This is a genomic window from Streptomyces qaidamensis, assembly GCF_001611795.1.
GTDB classification, from domain to species: domain Bacteria; phylum Actinomycetota; class Actinomycetes; order Streptomycetales; family Streptomycetaceae; genus Streptomyces; species Streptomyces qaidamensis.
Genome location: NZ_CP015098.1, coordinates 6,293,071 through 6,314,403, shown reverse-complemented (window position 1 = coordinate 6,314,403; position 21,333 = coordinate 6,293,071). Strand labels below are relative to the sequence as shown.

Genomic DNA, 21,333 nt, shown 5'->3' with positions numbered 1-21,333 from the left:
GCAGAGGTTAGGTTGGGGTGGCTCGAACAGGGAGGGTCACGACCAGGTGGAGCGCAGGACGATCGGCGCGGCGGCGCTCGCGGTGGGGGCCGTCGGACTCGGGTGCATGCCGATGAGCTGGGCCTACAGCGCGTCGAGGCGGCGCGGCGACGAGTCGCTCAGGGCGGTGCACCGGGCGCTCGACCTGGGCGCGTCCCTGCTGGACACGGCCGACATGTACGGCCCCTTCACCAACGAGCTGCTGGTGGGGCGGGCGTTGAAGGAGCGGCGGTCCGACGCGTTCGTGTCGACGAAGGTCGGGCTGCTCGTGGGCGACCAGCACATCGTCGCCAACGGCCGCCCCGGGTACGTGAGGCGGGCCTGCGACGCGTCGCTGCGGCGGCTCCAGACGGACGTCATCGACCTCTACCAGCTGCACCGGGCCGATCCCGAGGTGCCGGTCGAGGAGACCTGGGGCGCGATGGCGGAGCTCGTCCAGGCCGGGAAGGTGAGGGCGTTGGGCCTGTGCGCGGTGGGGGCGCGGGCCGGCCGCCGGACCGGGGCCCGGCTGCACGACGGGACGATCCGGCAGCTGGAGCGGGTGCAGCAGGTCTTCCCGGTGAGCGCGGTGCAGGCGGAGTTGTCGGTGTGGTCGCCGGAGGCGCTGGAGACCCTGCTGCCCTGGTGCCGGACGCGGGGGGTCGGTTTCCTCGCCGCGATGCCGCTGGGCAACGGCTTCCTGACCGGCAGGCTGCGGCCCGGCGCGGGCTTCGAGGCGGACGACCCGCGCGCCCGGCACCCCCGCTTCACGGCCGAGATGATGGCCGCGAACCAGCCGGTCGTCGCGGGGCTGCGCCGCGTGGCCCGCCGGCACGGCACGGACGTCACGCCCGCCCAGGTCGCCCTCGCGTGGGTACTGGCCCAGGGCCCGCACGTGGTTCCGGTCCCGGGTGCGAAGCAGGAACGCTGGGTCACGGAGAACACGGCCGCGGCGGCACTGCGCCTGACCCTCGACGATCTGAAGGAGATAGCGGAGCTGCCCCCCGCCCGGGGGTCGTGGGACTGAGGCCCGTTCCGCCCCGGGTGCGTTTCGGGCAAACCCCGTGTTCCCGGTTCGGCGTTCCGTGATCGGGAACCTGGGAGCCGCGAGCGGTGTATGACAGGGAGAGGACCCGCCCCGTCGAAGGGACCATGATCGTGCAACGTCGAGCCGTGCCGACCGTGTTGGCCGCCGCCGCGCTCCTGCTGACGGCCGGTTGTTCGTCCGACGGCGGAGGGTCGTCGGGCACCGGTGAGGGCGCCTCCCCGAGCCGTAGCGCACCGGGGTCGTCCGCGCCGCCGCGCCAGGCCGCCGAGGAGACACCTCCCGCCAAGGGCTCGGTGAAGGTCGTGCGTACCGTCGCCGAGGGCCTGGAGTCCCCCTGGGGGCTGGCTCCCCTGCCGGGCGGCGGCCTGCTGGTGTCCTCCCGGGACGAGGGGACGATCGTCCGGGTCGACGAGAAGACCGGCAAGAAGACCGAACTGGGCGAGGTGCCGGGGGTCTCCGCGGCGGGCGAGGGCGGCCTCCTCGGGATCGCCCTGTCCCCCGACTACGCCTCGGACCGCATGGTCTACGCGTACTTCACCTCGGCCTCCGACAACCGCATCGTCCGCATGATCTACGACGGGCAGAAGCCCCCCGGCGAGCAGCTCGGGGCGCCCGACACGGTCTTCAGGGGCATCCCCAAGGGGTTCATCCACAACGGCGGCCGCATCGAGTTCGGCCCGGACAAGATGCTGTACGTGGGCACGGGCGAGAGCGGCGACACCGGCCTGTCCCAGGACAAGGACTCCGTGGGCGGCAAGATCCTCCGCCTGACCCCGGAGGGCGAGCCGGCGCCGGGCAACCCGTTCCCGGACTCGCCGGTGTACTCCTACGGCCACCGCAATGTGCAGGGCCTCGCCTGGGACGGCAAGCAGCGGCTGTTCGCCTCGGAGTTCGGCCAGGACACCTGGGACGAGCTCAACGCGATCAAGCCGGGCGACAACTACGGCTGGCCGGAGGCCGAGGGCCGGTCCGACGACGGGGAGTTCCACAACCCCGTCGACCAGTGGACCACGGCCGAGGCCTCCCCCAGCGGCATCGCCTACGCCGAGGGGTCGGTCTGGATGGCGGGCCTGCGCGGCAAGCGGCTGTGGCGCATCCCGCTGAACGGCACCGAGGCCTCGGCCGAGCCGCAGGCCTTCCTGGAGGGCGAGTACGGCCGGCTGCGCACGGTGGTTCCGGCGGGCGGCGACCGGCTGTGGCTGGTCACCAGCAACACGGACGGCCGGGGCAGCGCGAAGGACGGGGACGACCGGATCCTCGAAGTGCGGGTGAAGTAGCCCCTGGGATTCCGGAGGGCTACTCCCCCTCGCCGTCCTCATGCTCATGCGGCGGGCGCACGACGACCTTCCCGGACGTGAGGTCTATCGGCCCGCGTCCGGGGTCGGCGTCGCCGACGTCCTCACGGGTCAGTTCCAGGCGGTTCTGCTCGTCGCGGGTGTGCTTGCGCCCGGGCGAGAACAGTTCCTCGAACATGTTGAACACGGAGCCTCCCTGGGCCGCGGAGCCGCGACGTCCTCTCCAGCGTAGGCCTCAGGGGTCCTCAGCCCGCCGGACCGGGCATGAGCATCTCGGCCGGGAACAGTCCCAGCCGGTGCGCCACCGCCGCCGCCTCGCCCCGCCCGGAGACGCCGAGTTTGCCGAGGATGTTGGAGACGTGGACGCTCGCGGTCTTCGGTGAGATGAACAGCTCCTGTGCGATGCGGCGGTTGGTGTGGCCGGCGGCGACCAGGCGCAGCACGTCCCGTTCCCGGCTGGTGAGGCCGAGGGACTCGGCCGGGTCGGCGGGCGCAGGGCCGGGCGCCACGGCGGGCGTGAGCGGGAGGCGGGCCCGTCGGCCGAGGGCGGTGGCGGCGTCGGCGAGCGGCCGTGCGCCGAGGTGGCGGGCGGCGGCGTGGGCGGGGCGGAGCAGTTCCGCGGCGCGCTCGCGCTCGTCCTCGCCGCCGCACGCCAGCAGGGACTCGGCCAGGCGGTACCGGACGCGGGCGAGGTCGTAGGGCCGGCCCAGGGGCTCGAAGGCGGTGACCACCTCCGACCAGGTGTCCGGGGTGCTCCGGTCCTCGGCGCGGTGGAGTTCGGCACGGACCCACTGTTCGTGGGCGTACCAGACGGGGACGTGGGTGGTGAGGCGCTTCACGGCGGCGAGGATGCCGTCCAGGACCTGCTCGCGGCCCTCGCGGGCGGCGGGCAGCGCCCGGGCGTCGGCCTCCGCGGTGGCCGCCTGGAGCAGCAGCGGCCAGGCGTAGCGCTGCGTGCCGAGCGGGAATCCGGACTCCAGGGTGCGGGCCAGTTCGGCACGGGCGTCGGCCAGGCGTCCCTCGGCGGCGGCGACGGCGATGGTGAGACGGGAGACCGGCAGGTCCTGCTGCGGCATGGGGTCGTGCGGGCCGTAGGAGGCGCGGGCCTCGGCGAGGTGGCGGGCGGCCTCGGCCACCTCACCGCGGGCGAGCGCGAGGAAGGCCAGGCTGTGGGCGCCGGATCCGTACGGAGCGGCCGTCCGGCCCATCCGCTGGGCGCTGACGGCCGCCTCCGCCGCCTCGTCCCAGCGGCCCAGGGAGATGAGCGACTCGGCGAGGTTGCCCCGGGCCCAGCCCTCGGACTCGGTCAGCCCCATCCTGCCGGTGAGCCGCAGGCCCTCGCGCAGGATGCCCACGGATTCCTCGGAGCGCCCGATGCCTTCCAGAACGGAGGGCAGGTTGACATGGCTGCGGCCCACGACGACCGCGAGACCTCGGGCCACGACGTCGTCCCTGACCTCGTACATGTGGGCCAGCCCTGCTTCGATCTGCCCGGCCTCGACCATGAGCCCGCCGAGGGTGAGCCGGGCGTTGGACTCGATCTCGTCGGCGCCCACCATGCGCGCGTACTCGACGGCCCGCTCGGCGGCGGTCAGGGCCTCCGGGCCGGGCCGGCGGAGCGTGGACCAGTGCGCGACGGTGGCCAGCACCTCGGCGTGCACCTCGGACGGCGGCAGGCCGCGGACCAGGTCCTGCGCAGTGGCGATCTCCTTCCATCCGCCGCCCCGGGCGAGCCGCTGCACCAGCCGGGAGCGCTGAATCCAGAACCAGGCCGCACGCAGGGGGTCGTGCTCGTCCTCCAGCAGGCCCAGCGCCCGCTTGGTGATCTTCAGGGCGCGTTCGCGCTCCCCGCAGAGCCGTCCGGCGACGGCCGCCTCGGCCAGCAGGTCCAGGTAGCGCAGCGCGGTGGTGGCCGGGTCGCAGCCGCAGGGCGGGTAGACCTCGGCGTGGTCGACGGGGCGCAGGGTCCTGCGTACGGCGTCGGGGGCGGCGTCCCACAGTTCCATCGCCCGTTCCAGGAGGCGGAGTTGCTCGGAGTAGGCGTGCGGCGGCGGGCCTCGACGGAGGCTTCGAGCACGGCGGGCAGGGCCTTGGCGGCGTCGTGGGCGTGGTACCAGTAGCTGGCCAGGCGCGCCGCCCGCTGGTCGGCGGGGACGAGGGCCGGGTCGGTTTCCAGGGCCTCGGCGTAGCGGCGGTTGAGGCGGGAGCGTTCGCCGGGGAGCAGGTCGTCGCTGACGGCCTCGCGGACCAGGGAGTGGCGGAAGCGGTAGCCCTCGTCGCCGGGTGCGGGGGCGAGGATGCCGGCGTTCACGGCGGCCCGCAGTGCCTCGATGAGATCGTCCTCGGCGAGCCGGGCGACGGCGGACAGCAGCCGGTGCTCGACGGTGGAGCCGCCCTCGGCGACGATCCGGGCGACCTGCTGGGCCGCCTCCGGCAGCCCTTCGACACGGACGAGCAGCAGGTCGCGCAGGGAGTCGGTCAGGCCGGTGCGGCAGCCCTCGTGGGCGGCGACGGCGAGTTCCTCGACGAAGAAGGCGTTGCCGTCGGAGCGTTCGAAGATCACGTCCACCTGGTCCGGCTCGGGTTCCTGGGCGAGGATCCCGGCGATCTGGCGGCCCACCTCGTCGCGGTTGAAGCGGGCGAGTTCGATGCGGCGGATCGTGCGGAGCCGGTCGAGTTCGGCGAGCAGGGGCCTGAGCGGGTGGCGGCGGTGGATGTCGTCGGAGCGGTAGGTGGCGAGGACGACGAGGCGGCCGGTGCGCAGGGTGCGCAGGAGGTAGGAGAGCAGATAGCGGGTGGAGGCGTCGGCCCAGTGCAGGTCCTCCAGGGCGAGGACGACGGTGTGCTCGGCGGTGACGCGCTCCAGCAGGCGTGCGGTGAGCTCGAAGAGGCGGGCCATGGCGTCCTCGTCGTGCCGCCCGGCCCTCGACTCGCCCAGCTCGGGCAGCAGCCGGGCCAGTTCCTCCTCCTGGCCGGCGGCCGCGGCGGCCAGTTCGCCGGGGAGTTCGCGGCGCAGGGCGCGCAACGCGGTGGAGAAGGGGGCGAAGGGCAGCCCGTCGGCGCCGATCTCCACGCAGCCGCCGAGTGCGACCACCGCCCCGCGGCTGCGGGCGGCCGCGGCGAACTCCTCGGCCAGACGGGTCTTGCCGACTCCGGCCTCCCCGCCGATGAGCAGCGCCTGCGGCTCACCCTCGCGGGCGCGGACGAGCGCGTCGTGCAGCGTGCCCAGTTCCTCGGCACGGCCGACGAACACGGGGCTGACGGACCGGGTCTCCACGGCCCCGAGCATCGCATGCGGGTCCGACGGTGCGGCACCGGTTTTCCGCCCAACGGCCACAGCAGCGGCCGCCGTTCCCGCAGGAACGACGGCCGCTGCCTGCCGGACGGTCACGGCCGGGGCCGGTCCCGCCGCGGTGTTCACGCGGTCCGGGCGGACCGTGGCCGCCGGAAGCGGCGGCTATGGCTTTCGTGCTCGGCGGCGTCCGTGTTCGCCTGGTGGCGGGCGGCGCGGCGGGCCCGGGCCGCCTCGCGGACCAGGCGCTCGTGGTCGGCCCGGCGGATGAGGTCGGAGGTGCGCAGCTGCTGGAGCTCGTACTCGTGCATGGCGTGTCCTTCGAGGAGAGGCCGGTCACGGAGTGTTTCTCCGCGATGACCTCACTCTCGTCTCCCAGGCGGGGCCGCCACATCGGGAGAGTTCCGCATCTTCGGCGACGGGAGGGGCCTTAGACACGGCTGAGGGGCCTCAGGGGCTCCGTAAGGTGCTTACGAGAACCGCCTGAGACCCCTCAGGAAGCGCGTGCTCTCAGCTCGCGGACGGCAGTCCGAGCAGGACGCCGGTGTACTTGAGGACGGCCAGGAACAGGCCGATGACGCCGAGCGCGACTCCCGCCCAGGCGACGGACTTGATCCAGGGCGCCTGGATCCTGCCGGGCGTGCCGAACGCGGGCCGGGCCAGCGTCGCGACCCCGACGACCAGCGCGATCAGCGCGAACAGCCCGCCCCACAGGGCGGTGGTCTGCCAGGCGTCGCCGTAGACCGCCTGGATCTGCTGGGCCACGCCCGCATTCTGGGCGGTCTCCAGCTGACCGACGAGGTTCTGGCGCGCGGAGGCGACGGTACCGATCCAACTGCCGGTGAGGGAGACGACGCCCAGTGCGGCGGAGACCACGGCGGCGGCGCCCTGTCCGACACCGGAGGGGCTCTCCTCCTTGGTCTGCGCGTCCTCGGCCGCGGCCGGGACCTCGCTCTGGGGCACCTCGTCGGACTTGGTGGTGTCCACCGCCTTCTCGTCGGTCGTGGCCTGGGCGGCCTCGGTCTCGTCCACTGCGTTCGTTGCCATGTCTCGCACCGTAAAGTCGCTGTCTGAGAAGTCTCTTAATGATCGTTGTGAGCGGCACGCGCGCGTGCCGCGCGCCACTCGGGTGCCAGCACCGACCAGACTTCGAGATCGTGCCGTAGGCCACCATAGGGGTGGGCCTCGCGCCGCACACCGTCCCGGGTCATGCCCAGTCGCCGCGCCACGTTCAGGCTCGGCTGGTTGCCGGAGGCGGCGACCCATTCGACGCGGTGGATGCCACGCTGCTCGACGGCCCAGTCGATGAGGACCCGCATGGCGCGCGTGACCAGGCCGCGGCCCGTGGCGGCCGGCTCCAGCCAGCAGCCGACCTCGCAGTTGCCGGTCGCCGCGTCGAAGTTCAGGAACAGCACCCCGCCCACCAGCGTCCCCTCCAGCCACAGGCCGTGCAGGGAGCCGGTGTCGGCGGCGCGCATGTCGGCGTAGCGCTGGAGCTTGGCCCGGGCCGACAGCAGATCCGTCTCGGTCGTGCCGAACGGGATGTACTGCCCGATGAACTCCCGCCCCCGCTCCAGGTGCGCCAGGAACTCCCCGGCGTGCCAGGGCTCCAGGGGCCTCAGCTCGGCATCGTCACCCAGGGATATCGCGTACATCCCGCTGCCGCTCCTCCTCCGCCAGGACGTCCGCCACCTCGGCGTCCGTCGCGGCGGCCAGCCTCTCATGGGCGGCGCGGCTCTCGGGCGGCTCGATGCTGATGCGCGGCATGCGCTTGTCCAGCCAGCGGGGCAGCCACCAGTTGGCACCGCCGAGCAGGTGCATCAGGGCCGGGACGAGGAGGGTGCGCAGGACGAAGGCGTCCAGGGCGACGGCGGCGGCCAGGGCGATGCCGAACATGGCGATCACCCGGTCGCCGCTGAGCACGAAGGCCAGGAAGACGGAGATCATGATGACCGCCGCCGAGTTGATCACCCGGCTGGTCTCGGCGAGGCCGACGCGCACGGCACGCCGGTTGTCGCCGGTCTCCAGCCATTCCTCGTACATCCGGCTGACCAGGAAGACCTGGTAGTCCATGGAGAGGCCGAAGAGCACCGACACCATGATCACGGGCAGGAAGGGCTCGATGGGCCCGGCGCTGCCGAGGCCGAGCAGTTCGCTGCCCCAGCCCCACTGGAAGACCGCGACCACCACTCCGAAGGCCGAGGCCACGGCGGCGACGTTCATCGCGGCGGCCTTCAGCGGGATGCCGACGGAGCGGAAGGCGAGCAGGAGCAGCAGACAGCCCAGGCCGATGACGGCCCCGACGAACACGGGCAGCTTGGAGACGATGACGTCGGCGAAGTCGTCGTAGCCGGCCGTCATGCCGCCCACCTGCACGTCGAGCGAGGTGCCCGACTCGGCGCGCGGCAGTACCTCGCCGCGCAGCCGGTCGACGAGGTCGCTGGTGTGCTTCGACTGCGGGGAGGACTCCGGGACGACGGTGAGGTACGCGGTGTGGCCGTCGGCGTCGAAGGTCACCGGGGTGACCGAGGCGACGCCGTCGGTGGCGCGGAGGGTGCCGTCGAGGTTGTCCAGGGCGAGCTTGTCGTCGGCTCCGTCGACCTTCGTGACGAGGGTGAGCGGGCCGTTCACGCCCGGCCCGAAGCCGTCGGCGAGCAGGTCGTAGGCCTGGCGGGTGGTGGCGGTCTTCGGGCCGTTGCCCTGGTCGGAGGTGCCCAGGTGCAGGGAGAAGGTGGGCAGCGCGAGGACGCCCATGACGACCAGGGCGACCGCGCCGAGCACCTTGGGGTGGCGTTCCACGAAGGCCGACCAGCGGGCCGCGAAGCCGGTGGGCACCTCGGGTTCCGGCCCGTGCTCGGCGAGGCGGCGGCGCTCACGGCGGCTGAGCGCGCGCATGCCGATGAAGGACAGCAGGGCGGGCAGCAGGGTCACCGAGGCGGCGACGGTGAGGATCACGGTGAGGCTGGCCGCGACGGCGACGCCGTTGAGGAAGCCCAGCCGGAGGATCAGCATGCCCAGCAGGGCTATGCAAACGGTGGCACCCGCGAACACGACAGCCCGTCCCGTGGTCGCGACGGCGTTCGTGGCGGCCTCGGTGACGGACAGCCCGCGTTTCAGCCCGCGCCGGTGCCGGGTGACGATGAACAGCGCGTAGTCGATGCCGACGCCGAGCCCGACGAGCATGCCCAGCATCGGTGCGAAGTCCGCGACGGTCATGGCGTGCCCGAGCAGCACGATCCCGGCGTAGGCGGTGCCGACGCCGACCAGGGCGGTGGCGATGGGCAGCAGGGAGGCGGCGAGCGAGCCGAAGGCGAGGAACAGCACCACCGCGGCGACCATCACGCCGACGATCTCGGCGAGATGCCCGCCGGAGGACTCGGTGAGCGCGACGGCGCTGCCGCCCAGCTCCACCTGGAGTCCGTCGGTCTCGGCGCTCTTCGCGGTGTCGACGACGGCCCGCGCCTCGCCCTCGGCGATGTCCTCGGCCCGGTCGCCGAAGGTGACCGAGGCGTACGCCGTGCGGCCGTCCTCGCTGATGCGGCCCGTGCCCGGGCCGTCGTAGGGGCTGGTGACCGAGGCCACCCCGGGGAGGTCCTCGATCCGGTCCAGGGTGCGGGTCATCGTCTGCTCGACGTCGGTGGCGCGGACGCTGCCGGAGGCGGTGTGCCAGACGACGGTGTCGCTGTCACCGCCGAGCTGCGGGAAGCCCTCGTGCAGCAGCTCGGTGGCGCGGCCCGACTCGGTGCCGGGAACCTGGTAGTCGTTCGAGTACGTGGTGCCGGCGACGGCGGCGCCGGCGGCGACCCCCGCGAACGCGAGGAGCCACAGCAGGACGCTGAGCAGACGGCGCTGGACACACCAGCGTGCGAGGGCTGCCACGAAACGTGCTCCCGGAGTTGCCTTGTGTGGATCTTTGGCCGGGAACAGTCGTGCATGAACTGAACAGCCAGCAAAGAACGCATGAGCAATGCGCTGCCACTCTTACAAACGGACGAGATCATTTGTCTGTTTCGTGGGCTTATTCACAGCGGCCGGGCTCAGTCGAACTGGTCCCCCAGCGCCATCACCATCACGCCCGCGACCAGCAGCCACAGCGCCCGCCGGGTACGGCCGCGCGAGCCCAGCACGGCGGCGGCAGCGCACACGGCGGCCCCGCCGGCGTATGCGGCCGGGACGAGGGCCGGCGCGGAGCGGGTGAGACGGAGCAGCGCCGCGGCGAGGCCCGCCAGGGTCAGCGCGGCGCCGGTGCCCGCCGCGGTCCAGCGGGCCCGGCGCGCGTCCTCCTCGCCCTCCGCCGGGTCCACGCCCTCCGCCAGGTCGTCGGCCTCGTCCTCTGCGGCGGTCGCCTCCGAGTCCGCCATCTCTCCATCGGTGTCGGAATCAGCGCGTCCACTCATGGCCGAGACGGTAGCGCGCCGGGTGGCGAAACCCGGGTGCGGGGCCGGAGGGCCGGCTGTTAGCGTCCGTTGGTCCGAGGAATACCCGCGGCCTCCCGCCGCCCGGCCGAAGCAGGTGCATTGTTTGACGGTCCGACCGAGCTCCTCCGCATCCCCCTTCTTCCTCAAGGACTCAAGGAGCCCGTTCACCGATGCCGGACATCACTTCCCGGACCTCGAACGACCCCCTCACTGACCGTGTGAGCCACCCCGGCTACCCGCGCAGCAACGGCTACGACGCCCGCTGGACCATCGACAACCAGATGGGCCCGCACGCGCTGTGGCTGCTGGAGTGGCTGGCCCCCGCCCTGGGGCTCGACAGCCTGAGCCCCGGCTCCCGCGTGCTCGACCTGGGCTGCGGCCGTGCCATGACGTCGGTCTTCCTCGCCAGGGAGTACGACGTGTCGGTCACCGCAGCCGACCTGTGGGTCAAGCCCGACGAGAACGCCGGGCGCATCGCCGAGGCGGGCGTCACCGACCGCGTCCTGCCCGTGCTCGCCGAGGCGCACGACCTGCCGTTCGGTGAGAGCAGCTTCGACACGATCGTCTCGATCGACGCCTACCAGTACTTCGGCACCGACGACCTCTACCTGCCCCACCTGACGCGGCTGCTGAAGCCCGGCGGGCGGATCGGCGTCGTCGTACCGGCGCTGCGCGAGGAGATCGACGGCGTCGAGCCGCCGGAGCACCTCAAGCCGTACTGGGAGCCCGACTTCTGGTGCTTCCACACCGCGGCGTGGTGGCGACGCCACTGGACCCGCAGCGGGGCCGTGGAGGTCGAGACCGCGGAGTGGCTGGAGGACGGCTGGCGCGACTGGCTGCGCTGGTGCGAGGTCGTGGCCGAGGAGCACACGGACGAGTGGCACATCCGGATGGCACGGCAGTGCGCCGAGATGCTGCGCCTCGACCGGGGCGAGACGCTGGGCTTCGTCCGGGTCGTCGGCCGCCGCCGCTGAGTGAATGACGTGGGGGGACGCACCGGGTCCGGTGCATCCCCCCACGTCGGGCCCACAGGGGCTCAGCCCTCGCTGACGCCCAGCTTCTCCAGGATCAGTTCCTTGACGCGTGCCGCGTCGGCCTGACCGCGGGTCGCCTTCATGACCGCGCCGACCAGGGCGCCGGCCGCGGCCACCTTGCCACCGCGGATCTTGTCCGCGACGCCCGGGTTGCCGGCGATGGCCTCCTCGACGGCGGTGGTGAGCGCGCCCTCGTCGGAGACGACCTTCAGACCGCGCTTGTCGACGACCTCGTCCGGGGTGCCTTCGCCCGCGAGGACGCCCTCGATGACCTGCCGGGCCAGCTTGTCGTTCAGGTCGCCCTTCGCGACGAGCTCGGTGACCCGGGCCACCTGCGCGGGCGTGATCGCCAGCTCGTCGAGCGCCTTGCCCGACTCGTTGGCGCTGCGGGCCAGCTCGCCCATCCACCACTTGCGGGCGGAGGCGGCGTCCGCCCCGGCCTCGATCGTGGCGACGATCGGCTCCAGCGCACCGGCGTTGAGGATCGCCTGCATGTCGGTGGCCGAGACGCCCCACTCCTCGCGGAGCCGGTTGCGGCGGACCAGCGGCAGCTCGGGCAGACCGGCGCGGATCTCCTCGACCCACGCGCGGGACGGGGCGACCGGGACGAGGTCGGGCTCCGGGAAGTACCGGTAGTCCTCGGCCTCCTCCTTCACCCGGCCCGAGGTCGTCGACCCCGTGTCCTCGTGGAAGTGGCGGGTCTCCTGGATGATCGTGCCGCCCGAGGACAGCACGGCCGCGTGCCGCTGGATCTCGAAGCGGGCCGCGCGCTCCACGGACCGGAGCGAGTTGACGTTCTTCGTCTCCGAGCGGGTGCCGAACTTCTCGGTGCCGTTCGGGCGCAGCGACAGGTTCACGTCGCAGCGCATCTGGCCCATCTCCATCCGGGCCTCGGAGACGCCGAGCGCCTTGATGAGCTCGCGCAGCTCACGGACGTAGGCCCGCGCGACCTCGGGGGCACGCTCGCCCGCGCCCTCGATCGGCTTGGTGACGATCTCGATGAGCGGGATGCCGGCGCGGTTGTAGTCCAGCAGGGAGTGGGACGCGCCGTGGATACGGCCGGTGGCGCCGCCGACGTGCGTCGACTTGCCGGTGTCCTCCTCCATGTGGGCGCGCTCGATCTCCACGCGGAAGGTCTCGCCGTCCTCCAGCTGCACGTCGAGGTAGCCGTTGAAGGCGATCGGCTCGTCGTACTGGGAGGTCTGGAAGTTCTTCGGCATGTCCGGATAGAAGTAGTTCTTCCGGGCGAAGCGGCACCACTCGGCGATCTCGCAGTTCAGCGCGAGACCGATCTTGATGGCGGACTCGACGCCGGTCGCGTTGACGACCGGGAGCGCGCCGGGCAGGCCGAGGCAGACCGGGCAGGTCTGCGTGTTGGCTTCCTGGCCGAGGGCGGTCGAGCAGCCGCAGAACATCTTGGTCTTGGTGCCGAGTTCGACATGGACCTCAAGGCCCATGACGGGGTCGTACGACGCGAGTGCGTCCTCGTACGACACCAGGTCGGTCGTGGTGGTCACGGTGAACTTCCCTCTCAGCCCAGCAGAACGTCTTCGTCGCCCAGCTGCTTCAGCTCGCGATAGAGAATGGCCAGGTTGGTGACGACCGCGGCGCCGGTCACGACGGCGTCGAACAGCCGCAGCGTGTCGTTGTCTCCGCGGGCCTTCTTGATCTGCTTGTAGACACCGACGGCGCCGAACGCCGACGTGGCCATCGAGATGTACAGACCGGACTTGGACTTCTTGAAGCCCTTGGCCTTGGACAGTGCGCTCACAGCGACGGAGCCTCCTCGATCAGCGGGTGGCCCCACTTTTCCACGAAGGCCGCCTCGACGGCTGCTCCCACCTTGTACAGGCGGTCGTCCTTCATGACGGGGGCGATGATCTGCAGGCCGACCGGGAGGTTGTCCTCCGGGGCGAGACCGCACGGCAGCGACATGGCCGCGTTGCCCGCCAGGTTGGTCGGGATGGTGCACAGGTCGGCGAGGTACATCGCCATCGGGTCGTCGGCGCGCTCGCCGATCGCGAAGGCGGTGGTCGGGGTCGTCGGGGAGACGATCACGTCGACCTGGTCGAACGCCTTGTCGAAGTCCTGCTTGATGAGTGTGCGGACCTTCTGGGCGCTGCCGTAGTAGGCGTCGTAGTAGCCGCTCGACAGGGCGTAGGTGCCGAGCATGATGCGGCGCTTGACCTCGGGGCCGAAGCCGGCCTCGCGGGTCAGGGAGGTGACCGCCTCGGCGGAGTTCGTGCCGTCGTCGCCGGTCCGCAGGCCGTAGCGCAGGCCGTCGAAGCGGGCGAGGTTGGAGGAGCACTCCGAGGGCGCGATCAGGTAGTACGCCGACAGCGCCAGGTCGAAGGACGGGCAGTCCAGCTCGACGATCTCGGCGCCCAGCTCCTTGAGCAGCGCGACGGACTCGTCGAACCGCTGGATGACGCCGGCCTGGTAGCCCTCGCCGCGGAACTGCTTGACGACGCCGACGCGCATGCCCTCGACGCTGCCGTTGCGGGCGGCCTCGACGACCGCCGGAACGGGCTCGTCGATGGACGTGGAGTCGAGCGGGTCGTGCCCGGCGATGACCTCGTGCAGCAGCGCCGCGTCCAGGACCGTACGGGCGCAGGGCCCGCCCTGGTCGAGGGAGGACGAGAAGGCGACCATGCCGTAGCGGGAGACCGCGCCGTACGTCGGCTTCACACCGACCGTGCCGGTGACGGCGGCGGGCTGGCGGATGGAACCGCCGGTGTCCGTGCCGATGGCGAGCGGGGCCTGGAAGGAGGCGAGCGCGGCGGAGGAACCGCCACCGGAACCGCCGGGGATCTTGGTCAGGTCCCAGGGGTTGCCGGTCGGGCCGTAGGCGCTGTTCTCGGTGGAGGACCCCATGGCGAACTCGTCCATGTTGGTCTTGCCGAGGATGACGACGTCGGCGGCCTTGAGCCGCTGCGTGACCGTCGCGTCGTACGGCGGGATCCAGCCTTCGAGGATCTTCGAACCGACGGTCGTGGGCACGCCCTCGGTGGTGAAGATGTCCTTCAGCGCCAGGGGCACGCCGGCCAGCGGGCCGAGCTTCTCGCCCCGCTCGCGCTTCTCGTCCACGGCACGGGCCTGGGCGAGGGCGCCCTCGCGGTCGACGTGCAGGAAGGCGTGCACCTTCTCGTCGACGGCCTCGATGCGGGCGAGGTGGGCCTCCGTGACCTGGACCGCGGTGAGCTCGCCGGAGGCGATCTTCGCGGCGGTCTCGGCTGCCGTGAGCTTGATGATGTCCGTCATGGCTGTTAGTCCTCCCCCAGGATCTGCGGCACCTTGAAACGCTGCTGCTCCTGGGCCGGGGCGCCGGAGAGCGCCTGCTCGGGGGTGAGCGACGGACGGACCTCGTCCGCGCGCATGACGTTCGTCAGCGGAAGCGGGTGCGAGGTCGGCGGTACGTCTTGGTCGGCGACCTCACTGACGCGGGCGACCGCGCCGATGATGTCGTCCAGCTGTCCCGCGAAGTGGTCGAGCTCTTCGGGCTTCAGCTCCAGACGCGCCAGCCGGGCGAGGTGGGCGACCTCCTCGCGCGTGATGCCAGGCATGCAGCGATCCTCAGGGGTGAGTGAATGTGGTTTGGCCTAATCCTATGGGGCGGGAGGGCGTGCCCGTGAAACGGTTTGCCGGACCTCCGCGCCCGGCCCGCCAGGGCGCGTCGGGTTCCCGTGATCAGCCGACCCGGCCCGAGTCGTCCGCCGCGGCCGCCGGCAGGGCGGCCCGGGGGCGCTGCCAGCCCCGGGAGCCCCGGGCGCGGAGCCAGGCCGTGGTCTCGTCCGGGGGCATCGCGGCGGCGACCAGCCAGCCCTGGACCGCGTCGCAGCCGAGGTCGCGCAGGCGTTCCCAGGTCTCGTCGTCCTCGACGCCCTCGGCGACGACGAGCAGGCCGAGGGAGTGGGCCAGATCGACCGTGCAGCGCACGATCTCGGCGTCCTCGGTGTCGACCGCGAGGCGTGCCACGAACGAACGGTCGATCTTCAGCTCGCTGACCGGCAGCCGGCGCAGGTGCACGAGCGAGGAGTAGCCCGTGCCGAAGTCGTCGAGGGACATCTTCACGCCGTGCGCGGTCAGCTGGTTGAGGGTGTCGGCGGCGCGCTGCGGATCCTCCAGGAGGACGTGTTCCGTGATTTCCAGTTGGAGCGCTCCCGCCGGGACGCCGTGCCGGGCCAGCCGGGCGGCGACGGAGCCGGCGAAGCCGGGGGTGTGCACGTCGCGCGGGGAGACGTTCACCGCGACCGGGACGAACAGGCCCTGCTCCCGCCAGCGCGCGACCTGGCCGAGCGCGGACTCCAGCACGTACTCGGTGAGGTGGGGCATCAGGCCCGAGGACTCGGCGATCGCTATGAACTCGTCCGGCGGCACCTTGCCCCGCTCGGGGTGCACCCAGCGGACCAGGGCCTCCAGACCCGCGACCTGCCCGTCGAAGCGGACCTTGGGCTGGTAGTGCAGATGCACCTCGCGGGCGTCGAGGGCGCGGCGCAGATCCCCCAGCAGGCCGAGGCGGTCGGGGGTGTTGGAGTCGCGCTTGGACTCGTAGACCTCGACGCCGGTGCGGTCCCGCTTCGCCTGGTACATCGCCACGTCCGCCCGCCGCAGCAGTCCTTCGGCGTCCAGGGCGTGGTCGGGGAAGACGGCGACTCCGGCGCTGGCCTCCAGGACGAGGGTGAGGCCGTCGAGGTCGAGGGGGGAGCTGAGGGCGGCGACGAGGCTGCGGGCGATCCGGGTCGCGGACGTCGTGGAGTCGGCGACCGGCAGTAAGACGGCGAATTCGTCCCCGCCGAGCCGGGCGGCCTCCGCCCCGCGCGGCAGCGCCACCCGCAGCCGGTCGGCGATCTGCAGCAGCAGCCGGTCACCGGCGAGATGACCGAGCGTGTCGTTGACCGACCGGAACCGGTCGAGGTCGATCAGCATGAGGGCGGCGCGGGCGTCGATCCGCTCCGCGTCGTCCAGCGCGGTCCAGATGCGCTCCAGCAGCCACTGGCGGTTGGGCAGCCCGGTCAGCGGGTCGCGCAGCTGCTCCTCCGCCCGGGCGCGGGCTATCCACAGGGTGGAGTCCAGGGCGATCAGGGGGATGGAGAACAGCGGCAGCAGGATCGGCTTGGCCACGGCGACCACGCAGACCAGCGGCGCGATGCCGAGCAGCGCGACGGCGACCAGGCCCTGCCTCGCCAGTGCGGTGCGGGCGACGGTGGGCAGCCCGGGGCGCGGGGCGTGCAGATACCAGAGCAGGACGCGGGTGACCATCAGGTAGGCGACGGCGACCAGGACCACCTGGGGCGCCGTGGCGAGCGTCCAGGCGGCGGGATCCGCCGGGGACTCGACGGACGGCACGGTTCCGAAGAGGGCCAGCACGAGCGCGCCGGCGCCGATGCCGAGGAGGTCGACGGCGCCGTGCAGCACGCCCTGGCGCCAGCGGTTGCGGCGGGCTATGCCCACCAGCACGACGACCGTGAGGCTGACCATGCCGGCCGGAACCCAGCCGTAGAGCAGCAGCACGGCGAGGGTGAGGGCGGCGCCCGAGCCGGTGCCGCCCCACCAGCGGGAGCGGCCCAGCATGACGAGGTGACCGACGATGATGCCGGTCAGCACGGCCAGCGCCCACCCGGCCGTGCCCGACGGAAAGAGCGCGTGGCCGCCGGTGAAGGCGCGGTAGAAGCCGGCGCCCAGGACGAACCCGGCCGCCGCGACGACGGCAGCGGGCAGCGCGGGCCAGGACTGGTGGCGTTCGCCGTCCGGGTCGTCCGCGCCGGCCGGCAGGGGCGTGTGTTCGGTGATCGGCTGTGCGCCGGGGCCGTCCACGGCGCGCCCCCCGTCACGCCGCCCGTCCGGCGTGTACTGTCCGACGGCGCGCACCTCCGCTCCCGGACGCCCCGCCGGCCGCACGGCCCCACGGACTGCACGCCATGCGACCGCCACACGGCGCAGCCGTGAGCCCGGCACGGCGCTCTCGGTCGGTTCCATTCCCGTCCCTCTCACAGCCGGCGGTGCCCACGCCCCGCGGCCCGGTGCCCGACATCCCTCAACGGCCCGCGCCCGAAAACCGTTCCCCGCGCTCTGTGCGAGCACGAAGATGCCCCGACCGCAGCTGGGCACGGCAGGCGCACATCTCAACAGTAGGCCGCAGAAGGCTTCCACGGGCAGCGGTCGCGGACGGTTGCCCGAATGCGCCCCGGCCACCCGTATGCATCTGGTATGCGCCGAACGGGTGGCCTTCAACCGCTACTCCTCGGCCGAAAGGGCGACTTCGGCCGCGGCTTCCGGTCCCTGCTCCAGCAGGACGCCGAAACCGTCCTCGTTCAGGACCGGAACCTTCAGCTGCATCGCCTTGTCGTACTTCGATCCGGGGCTGTCCCCCACGACGACGAACGACGTCTTCTTCGAAACAGAGCCGGTCACCTTCGCTCCACGGCTCTGCAGCGCCTCCTTGGCGCCGTCCCGAGTGAAGTGTTCGAGGGTGCCGGTGACGACGACGGTGAGGCCTTCGAGCGGGCGCGGACCCTCGTCCTCGCCGGTGCTCTCGGCCTCCATGCGGACGCCCGCGGCCTTCCACTTACGGATGATGTCGCGGTGCCAGTCCTCGGCGAACCACTGCTTGAGGGAGGCGGCGATGGTCGCTCCGACGCCCTCGGTGACCGCCAGCTCCTCCTCCGTGGCCTGGTCGATGCGCTCGATCGAGCGGAACTCGCGGGCCAGCGCCTCGGCCGCGACGGGTCCGACGTGACGGATCGACAGGCTGGTGATGACGCGGGCCAGGGGGCGCTCCTTGGCCGCGGCGATGTTCTCCAGCATGGCGACCGCGTTCTTGCGGGGCTCGCCCTGCTGGTTGGCGAAGATCGTGGCGACCTTCTCCTCGCCGGTCTTCGGGTCGCGCTTGGGCAGCCCGCTGTCCGGGTCGAGGACGTACGCCTTGATGGGCAGCAGCTGCTCGATGGTGAGGTCGAACAGGTCGCCCTCGTCGGCCAGGGGCGGGGTCTTGGGCTCCAGCGGGGCGGTGAGGGCGGCCGCGGCGACGTAGCCGAAGTGCTCGATGTCCAGGGCCTTGCGGCCCGCGAGGTAGAACAGGCGCTCGCGCAACTGGGCCGGGCAGGTGCGGGCGTTGGGGCAGCGCAGGTCGACGTCGCCCTCCTTCATCGGCCGCAGCGCCGTGCCGCACTCGGGACACTCGCTCGGCATCACGAACTCGCGCTCGCTGCCGTCGCGCAGGTCGGCGACGGGGCCGAGGATCTCCGGGATGACGTCACCGGCCTTGCGCAGCACGACCGTGTCCCCGATGAGGACGCCCTTGGCCTTGACCACGTCCTGGTTGTGCAGCGTGGCGAACTCGACCTCGGAGCCCGCGACCGTGACCGGCTCGACCTGGGCGTAGGGGGTGACCCGGCCCGTGCGGCCCACGCCCACGCGGATGTTGACGAGCTTGGTGTTGACCTCCTCCGGCGCGTACTTGTACGCGATCGCCCAGCGCGGGGCGCGCGAGGTGGAGCCCAGGCGGCCCTGGAGGGGGATCTGGTCGAGCTTGACGACCACGCCGTCGATCTCGTGCTCGACGGAGTGGCGGTTCTCGCCGAAGTGGGCGATGAACTCCCGGACGCCTTCGAGGCCGTCGACCACCTTGTTGTGCCGGGAGGTGGGCAGGCCCCAGGTCTTGAGGAGGTCGTAGGCCTGGGAGAGGCGGGTCAGGCCGGTGAAGCCCTCCAGGGCGCCGATGCCGTGGACCACCATGTGCAGGGGGCGGGTGGCGGTGACACGCGGGTCCTTCTGGCGCAGTGAACCGGCCGCCGCGTTGCGCGGGTTGGCGAAGGGCTTGTCGCCGGCCTCGACGAGGCGGGCGTTGAGCTCCTGGAACTTCTCCATCGGGAAGTAGACCTCGCCGCGGATCTCCACGAGGTCGGGGACGGAATCGCCCTTGAGGCGGTCGGGGATCTCGGCGATCGTGCGCACGTTGGGCGTGATGTCCTCGCCGGTGCGGCCGTCGCCGCGGGTGGCGGCGCGGGTGAGGCGGCCGTGCTCGTAGGTGAGGTTCACCGCGAGGCCGTCGACCTTGAGCTCGCACAGGAAGTGGTACTCCTGCTCGCCCAGTTCCCTGGCGATGCGCTCCGTCCAGGCGGCCATCTCCTCGTCGTTGAACGTGTTGTCGAGGGAGAGCATGCGCTGGCGGTGCTCGACCGCCGTGAACTCCGTCTCGTAGGACCCGGAGACCTTCTGGGTCGGCGAGTCCGGCGTGCGCAGCTCCGGGTGCTCCTCCTCCAGCGCCTCCAGGGAACGCAGCAGCTGGTCGAACTCCGCGTCGCTGACGACGGGAGCGTCCTTCACGTAGTAGCGGAAGCGGTGCTCCTCGATCTGCTCCGCGAGGCGCGCGTGCTTCTCCCGTGCCTCGGCGGGCACCGTCGTCGTCTCCGCTTGCTTGTCGCCGGCCACCGTGTCGTCCTCCCGTTACTCTGGGTTGTCCGCGAGGGATCTCGCCGCCCGGGCGCAGTGCGCGAGGGCCGTGCGCGCGTACCCCGGGGAGGCCCCCGCGAGTCCGCACGCCGGGGTGACCGTGACCGCCTCCGCGAGAAGCCCCGGAGACAGCCCCAGCCTGCGCCACAGCGTCCTGACACCCATGACGCTACCGGCAGGGTCTGACAATGGACCCTCCGTGCCCGGGACGACACCGGTGAAGAGCCGGGTGCCGCCCTCCACGGCCTCCCCGACCGCCTCGTCGTCACGCTCGGTGAGCAGGGAGAAGTCGAAGGAGACGGCGGCGGCGCCGGCCCGGCGGAGCAGGGCGAACGGCACGTCGGGGGCACAGGAGTGGACCACGACCGGGCCGGACGTGTGCACCCCGACGAGGTCGCGCAGCGTCTGCTCGACGACCTGCCGGTCGACGGCCCGGTGGGTGCGGTAGCCGCTGGCGCTCTTCACCTGCCCGCGCAGGACGGCCGTGAGGGACGGCTCGTCGAGCTGGAGGACGAGCTGCGCGCCGGGGATCCGCCGCCGCAGTTCGGCCAGGTGCTGGCGCAGTCCCTCGGCCAGGGAGGCGGCGAGGTCCCGGCAGGCGCCGGCGTCGGAGAGGGCCGCCTCGCCGTTCCTGAGCTCCAGGTTGGCGGCGAGGGTCCAGGGGCCGACGGCCTGGACCTTCAGCGGCCCCTCGTACTCCTGCGTGAACTCCTCCAGGGCGTCGAGGTCCTCGCCGAGCCAGGAGCGGGCCCGCTTGGTGTCCCGGCCCGGCCGGTCCCCGAGCCGCCAGCCGCTGGGCTCCACGCGTGCGTACAGCTCGACGAGCAGCCCGGCGGTCCGTCCGATCATGTCCGCGCCGGGGCCCCGGGCGGGCAGTTCGGGCAGGAAGGGGAAGTCCTCGAAGGTGCCGGTGACGGCTTTGGCGGCCTCACGGGCGTCGCCGCCGGGCATGGATCCCACGCCGGTGGCCGCGCCGAACCTGAACTGGCTGTTTTCGCTCACCGGAGAAGCCTACGCAGCCCCTTCACCGGGGTCAGCCTCCCGGGCGCACCGTGAGGTCGTTGACCTCCGCGTCCTTCGGCAGATCCAGGGCCATCACGATCGTCGTGGCGACCGACTCCGGGTCGATCCACTTCGAGGCGTCGTACTCCTTGCCCTCCTGCTGGTGGACCTTGGCCTGCATGGGGCTCGCCGTGCGGCCGGGGTAGACCGAGGTGACGCGGACCCCGTGGCCGTGCTCCTCGTGGCGCAGGGAGTCGGCGAGGGCCTTCAGGCCGTGCTTGGAGGCGGCGTACGCGGACCAGTCGGCGTGGGCGTTGAGTCCTGCGCCGGAGTTGACGAAGAGCACGTGGCCGCGGGCGGCGCGCAGTTGGGGCAGGAAGTGGCGGGTCAGCTCGGCGGGGGCGATGAGGTTGACGTTGAGCTGGTGGCGCCAGGCCTTCGGGGTGAGCTCGCCGACCGGGCCGAGGTCGACCACGCCGGCGATGTGCAGCAGCGAGTCCACGCGGTCCGGCAGCGACTGGTGGGAGAAGGCCCAGGAGAGCTTGTCGGGGTCGGCGAGGTCGCCGACCAGGGTGCGCGCCCCGGGGAACTCGGCCGCCAGTTCCTTCGCGCGGCCCGCGTCGCGCGCGTGCAGCACAAGGTCGTCCCCGCGCGCGTGCAGGCGGCGGGCCACGGCCGCGCCGATGCCGGAGCCGGCTCCGGTGATCACATGAGTAGCCATGCCCGCCATGCTCGCATCAGCACCGCGTCACTCGACGCCCCGGCTCTCCCGCCC

The 21,333-nt window shown here is 72.4% G+C and carries 17 protein-coding genes and 1 pseudogene; 3 read left to right on the top strand and 15 right to left on the bottom strand.

What is annotated here, in order from left to right; translation table 11 throughout:
* Nucleotides 1-46 precede the first annotated feature (46 nt).
* Together A4E84_RS28170 and A4E84_RS28165 are read left to right on the top strand one after the other, a co-directional pair.
* Nucleotides 47-1,045, top strand: a complete 999-nt coding sequence (locus A4E84_RS28170) for an aldo/keto reductase (protein WP_062929217.1) — start codon at nucleotides 47-49, stop codon at nucleotides 1,043-1,045.
* 125 nt (nucleotides 1,046-1,170) lie between these two features.
* On the top strand, nucleotides 1,171-2,343 hold the full coding sequence (locus A4E84_RS28165) for a PQQ-dependent sugar dehydrogenase (RefSeq protein ID WP_062929216.1): 1,173 nt from the start codon (nucleotides 1,171-1,173) through the stop codon (nucleotides 2,341-2,343).
* A gap of 19 nt (nucleotides 2,344-2,362) precedes the next feature.
* Here A4E84_RS28165 and A4E84_RS28160 read toward each other — a convergent pair whose 3' ends face one another.
* The 7 genes and pseudogenes from A4E84_RS28160 to A4E84_RS28130 form a co-directional block, all read right to left on the bottom strand.
* A complete protein-coding gene (locus tag A4E84_RS28160; protein ID WP_062929215.1) occupies nucleotides 2,363-2,548 on the bottom strand; it encodes a DUF6191 domain-containing protein in 186 nt (61 codons plus the stop codon).
* Nucleotides 2,549-2,606: 58 nt separating this feature from the next.
* Nucleotides 2,607-5,650: pseudogene (locus A4E84_RS45370) on the bottom strand (helix-turn-helix transcriptional regulator).
* A 128-nt stretch (nucleotides 5,651-5,778) separates the two neighbouring features.
* Nucleotides 5,779-5,964, bottom strand: a complete 186-nt coding sequence (locus tag A4E84_RS28150; RefSeq protein ID WP_062929214.1) for a hypothetical protein — start codon at nucleotides 5,962-5,964, stop codon at nucleotides 5,779-5,781.
* 199 nt (nucleotides 5,965-6,163) lie between these two features.
* A complete protein-coding gene (locus A4E84_RS28145) occupies nucleotides 6,164-6,700 on the bottom strand; it encodes a hypothetical protein (protein WP_107308392.1) in 537 nt (178 codons plus the stop codon).
* Nucleotides 6,701-6,735: 35 nt separating this feature from the next.
* Nucleotides 6,736-7,308: a GNAT family N-acetyltransferase gene (locus A4E84_RS28140; protein ID WP_062929212.1), complete on the bottom strand. Its 573-nt coding sequence runs from the start codon at nucleotides 7,306-7,308 to the stop codon at nucleotides 6,736-6,738.
* Complete coding sequence (locus A4E84_RS28135) at nucleotides 7,286-9,532, bottom strand: MMPL family transporter (RefSeq protein WP_062929211.1); 2,247 nt, start codon at nucleotides 9,530-9,532, stop codon at nucleotides 7,286-7,288. The genes A4E84_RS28140 and A4E84_RS28135 overlap by 23 nt, the downstream gene beginning before the upstream one ends.
* 158 nt (nucleotides 9,533-9,690) lie before the next feature.
* On the bottom strand, nucleotides 9,691-10,050 hold the full coding sequence (locus A4E84_RS28130) for a hypothetical protein (protein ID WP_079129147.1): 360 nt from the start codon (nucleotides 10,048-10,050) through the stop codon (nucleotides 9,691-9,693).
* Nucleotides 10,051-10,241: 191 nt separating this feature from the next.
* Between A4E84_RS28130 and A4E84_RS28125 the strand changes: the two genes are divergently transcribed.
* Nucleotides 10,242-11,045: an SAM-dependent methyltransferase gene (locus A4E84_RS28125; RefSeq protein ID WP_062929210.1), complete on the top strand. Its 804-nt coding sequence runs from the start codon at nucleotides 10,242-10,244 to the stop codon at nucleotides 11,043-11,045.
* Between the two features lie 62 nt (nucleotides 11,046-11,107).
* Here the strand turns inward: A4E84_RS28125 and gatB are convergent, their stop codons facing one another.
* The 8 genes from gatB to A4E84_RS28085 form a co-directional block, all read right to left on the bottom strand.
* Nucleotides 11,108-12,622: an Asp-tRNA(Asn)/Glu-tRNA(Gln) amidotransferase subunit GatB gene (gatB, locus tag A4E84_RS28120; protein ID WP_062929209.1), complete on the bottom strand. Its 1,515-nt coding sequence runs from the start codon at nucleotides 12,620-12,622 to the stop codon at nucleotides 11,108-11,110.
* A 14-nt stretch (nucleotides 12,623-12,636) separates the two neighbouring features.
* The gene (locus A4E84_RS28115) at nucleotides 12,637-12,876 is read right to left on the bottom strand and encodes a hypothetical protein (protein ID WP_062929208.1); all 240 of its coding nucleotides are present in this window, start codon (nucleotides 12,874-12,876) and stop codon (nucleotides 12,637-12,639) included.
* Nucleotides 12,873-14,366 (bottom strand): Asp-tRNA(Asn)/Glu-tRNA(Gln) amidotransferase subunit GatA, encoded by a 1,494-nt coding sequence (gene gatA, locus A4E84_RS28110; RefSeq protein ID WP_062929207.1) that lies wholly within the window; start codon nucleotides 14,364-14,366, stop codon nucleotides 12,873-12,875. The genes A4E84_RS28115 and gatA overlap by 4 nt, the downstream gene beginning before the upstream one ends.
* Nucleotides 14,367-14,371: 5 nt before the next feature.
* A complete protein-coding gene (gatC, locus tag A4E84_RS28105) occupies nucleotides 14,372-14,668 on the bottom strand; it encodes an Asp-tRNA(Asn)/Glu-tRNA(Gln) amidotransferase subunit GatC (RefSeq protein WP_018531282.1) in 297 nt (98 codons plus the stop codon).
* 124 nt (nucleotides 14,669-14,792) lie between these two features.
* Nucleotides 14,793-17,081, bottom strand: coding sequence for a putative bifunctional diguanylate cyclase/phosphodiesterase (locus A4E84_RS28100; protein ID WP_062929206.1), 2,289 nt, complete (start codon nucleotides 17,079-17,081; stop codon nucleotides 14,793-14,795).
* A gap of 258 nt (nucleotides 17,082-17,339) precedes the next feature.
* A complete protein-coding gene (gene ligA / locus A4E84_RS28095) occupies nucleotides 17,340-19,535 on the bottom strand; it encodes an NAD-dependent DNA ligase LigA (protein WP_062929205.1) in 2,196 nt (731 codons plus the stop codon).
* 15 nt (nucleotides 19,536-19,550) lie between these two features.
* Nucleotides 19,551-20,558: a methionine synthase gene (locus A4E84_RS28090; RefSeq protein WP_079129146.1), complete on the bottom strand. Its 1,008-nt coding sequence runs from the start codon at nucleotides 20,556-20,558 to the stop codon at nucleotides 19,551-19,553.
* Between the two features lie 31 nt (nucleotides 20,559-20,589).
* On the bottom strand, nucleotides 20,590-21,288 hold the full coding sequence (locus A4E84_RS28085) for an SDR family oxidoreductase (protein WP_079129145.1): 699 nt from the start codon (nucleotides 21,286-21,288) through the stop codon (nucleotides 20,590-20,592).
* Nucleotides 21,289-21,333: the final 45 nt, after the last annotated feature.

Coding starts and splice junctions, on each gene's coding strand:
- A4E84_RS28165 (WP_062929216.1), top strand. CDS start 1,171: ATGATCGTGCAACGTCGAGCCGTGCCGACCGTGTTGGCCGCCGCCGCG.
- A4E84_RS28150 (WP_062929214.1), bottom strand. CDS start 5,964: ATGCACGAGTACGAGCTCCAGCAGCTGCGCACCTCCGACCTCATCCGC.
- A4E84_RS28145 (WP_107308392.1), bottom strand. CDS start 6,700: ATGGCAACGAACGCAGTGGACGAGACCGAGGCCGCCCAGGCCACGACC.
- A4E84_RS28140 (WP_062929212.1), bottom strand. CDS start 7,308: ATGTACGCGATATCCCTGGGTGACGATGCCGAGCTGAGGCCCCTGGAG.
- A4E84_RS28130 (WP_079129147.1), bottom strand. CDS start 10,050: ATGAGTGGACGCGCTGATTCCGACACCGATGGAGAGATGGCGGACTCG.
- A4E84_RS28125 (WP_062929210.1), top strand. CDS start 10,242: ATGCCGGACATCACTTCCCGGACCTCGAACGACCCCCTCACTGACCGT.
- gatA (WP_062929207.1), bottom strand. CDS start 14,366: ATGACGGACATCATCAAGCTCACGGCAGCCGAGACCGCCGCGAAGATC.
- gatC (WP_018531282.1), bottom strand. CDS start 14,668: ATGCCTGGCATCACGCGCGAGGAGGTCGCCCACCTCGCCCGGCTGGCG.
- A4E84_RS28100 (WP_062929206.1), bottom strand. CDS start 17,081: ATGGAACCGACCGAGAGCGCCGTGCCGGGCTCACGGCTGCGCCGTGTG.
- A4E84_RS28085 (WP_079129145.1), bottom strand. CDS start 21,288: ATGGCGGGCATGGCTACTCATGTGATCACCGGAGCCGGCTCCGGCATC.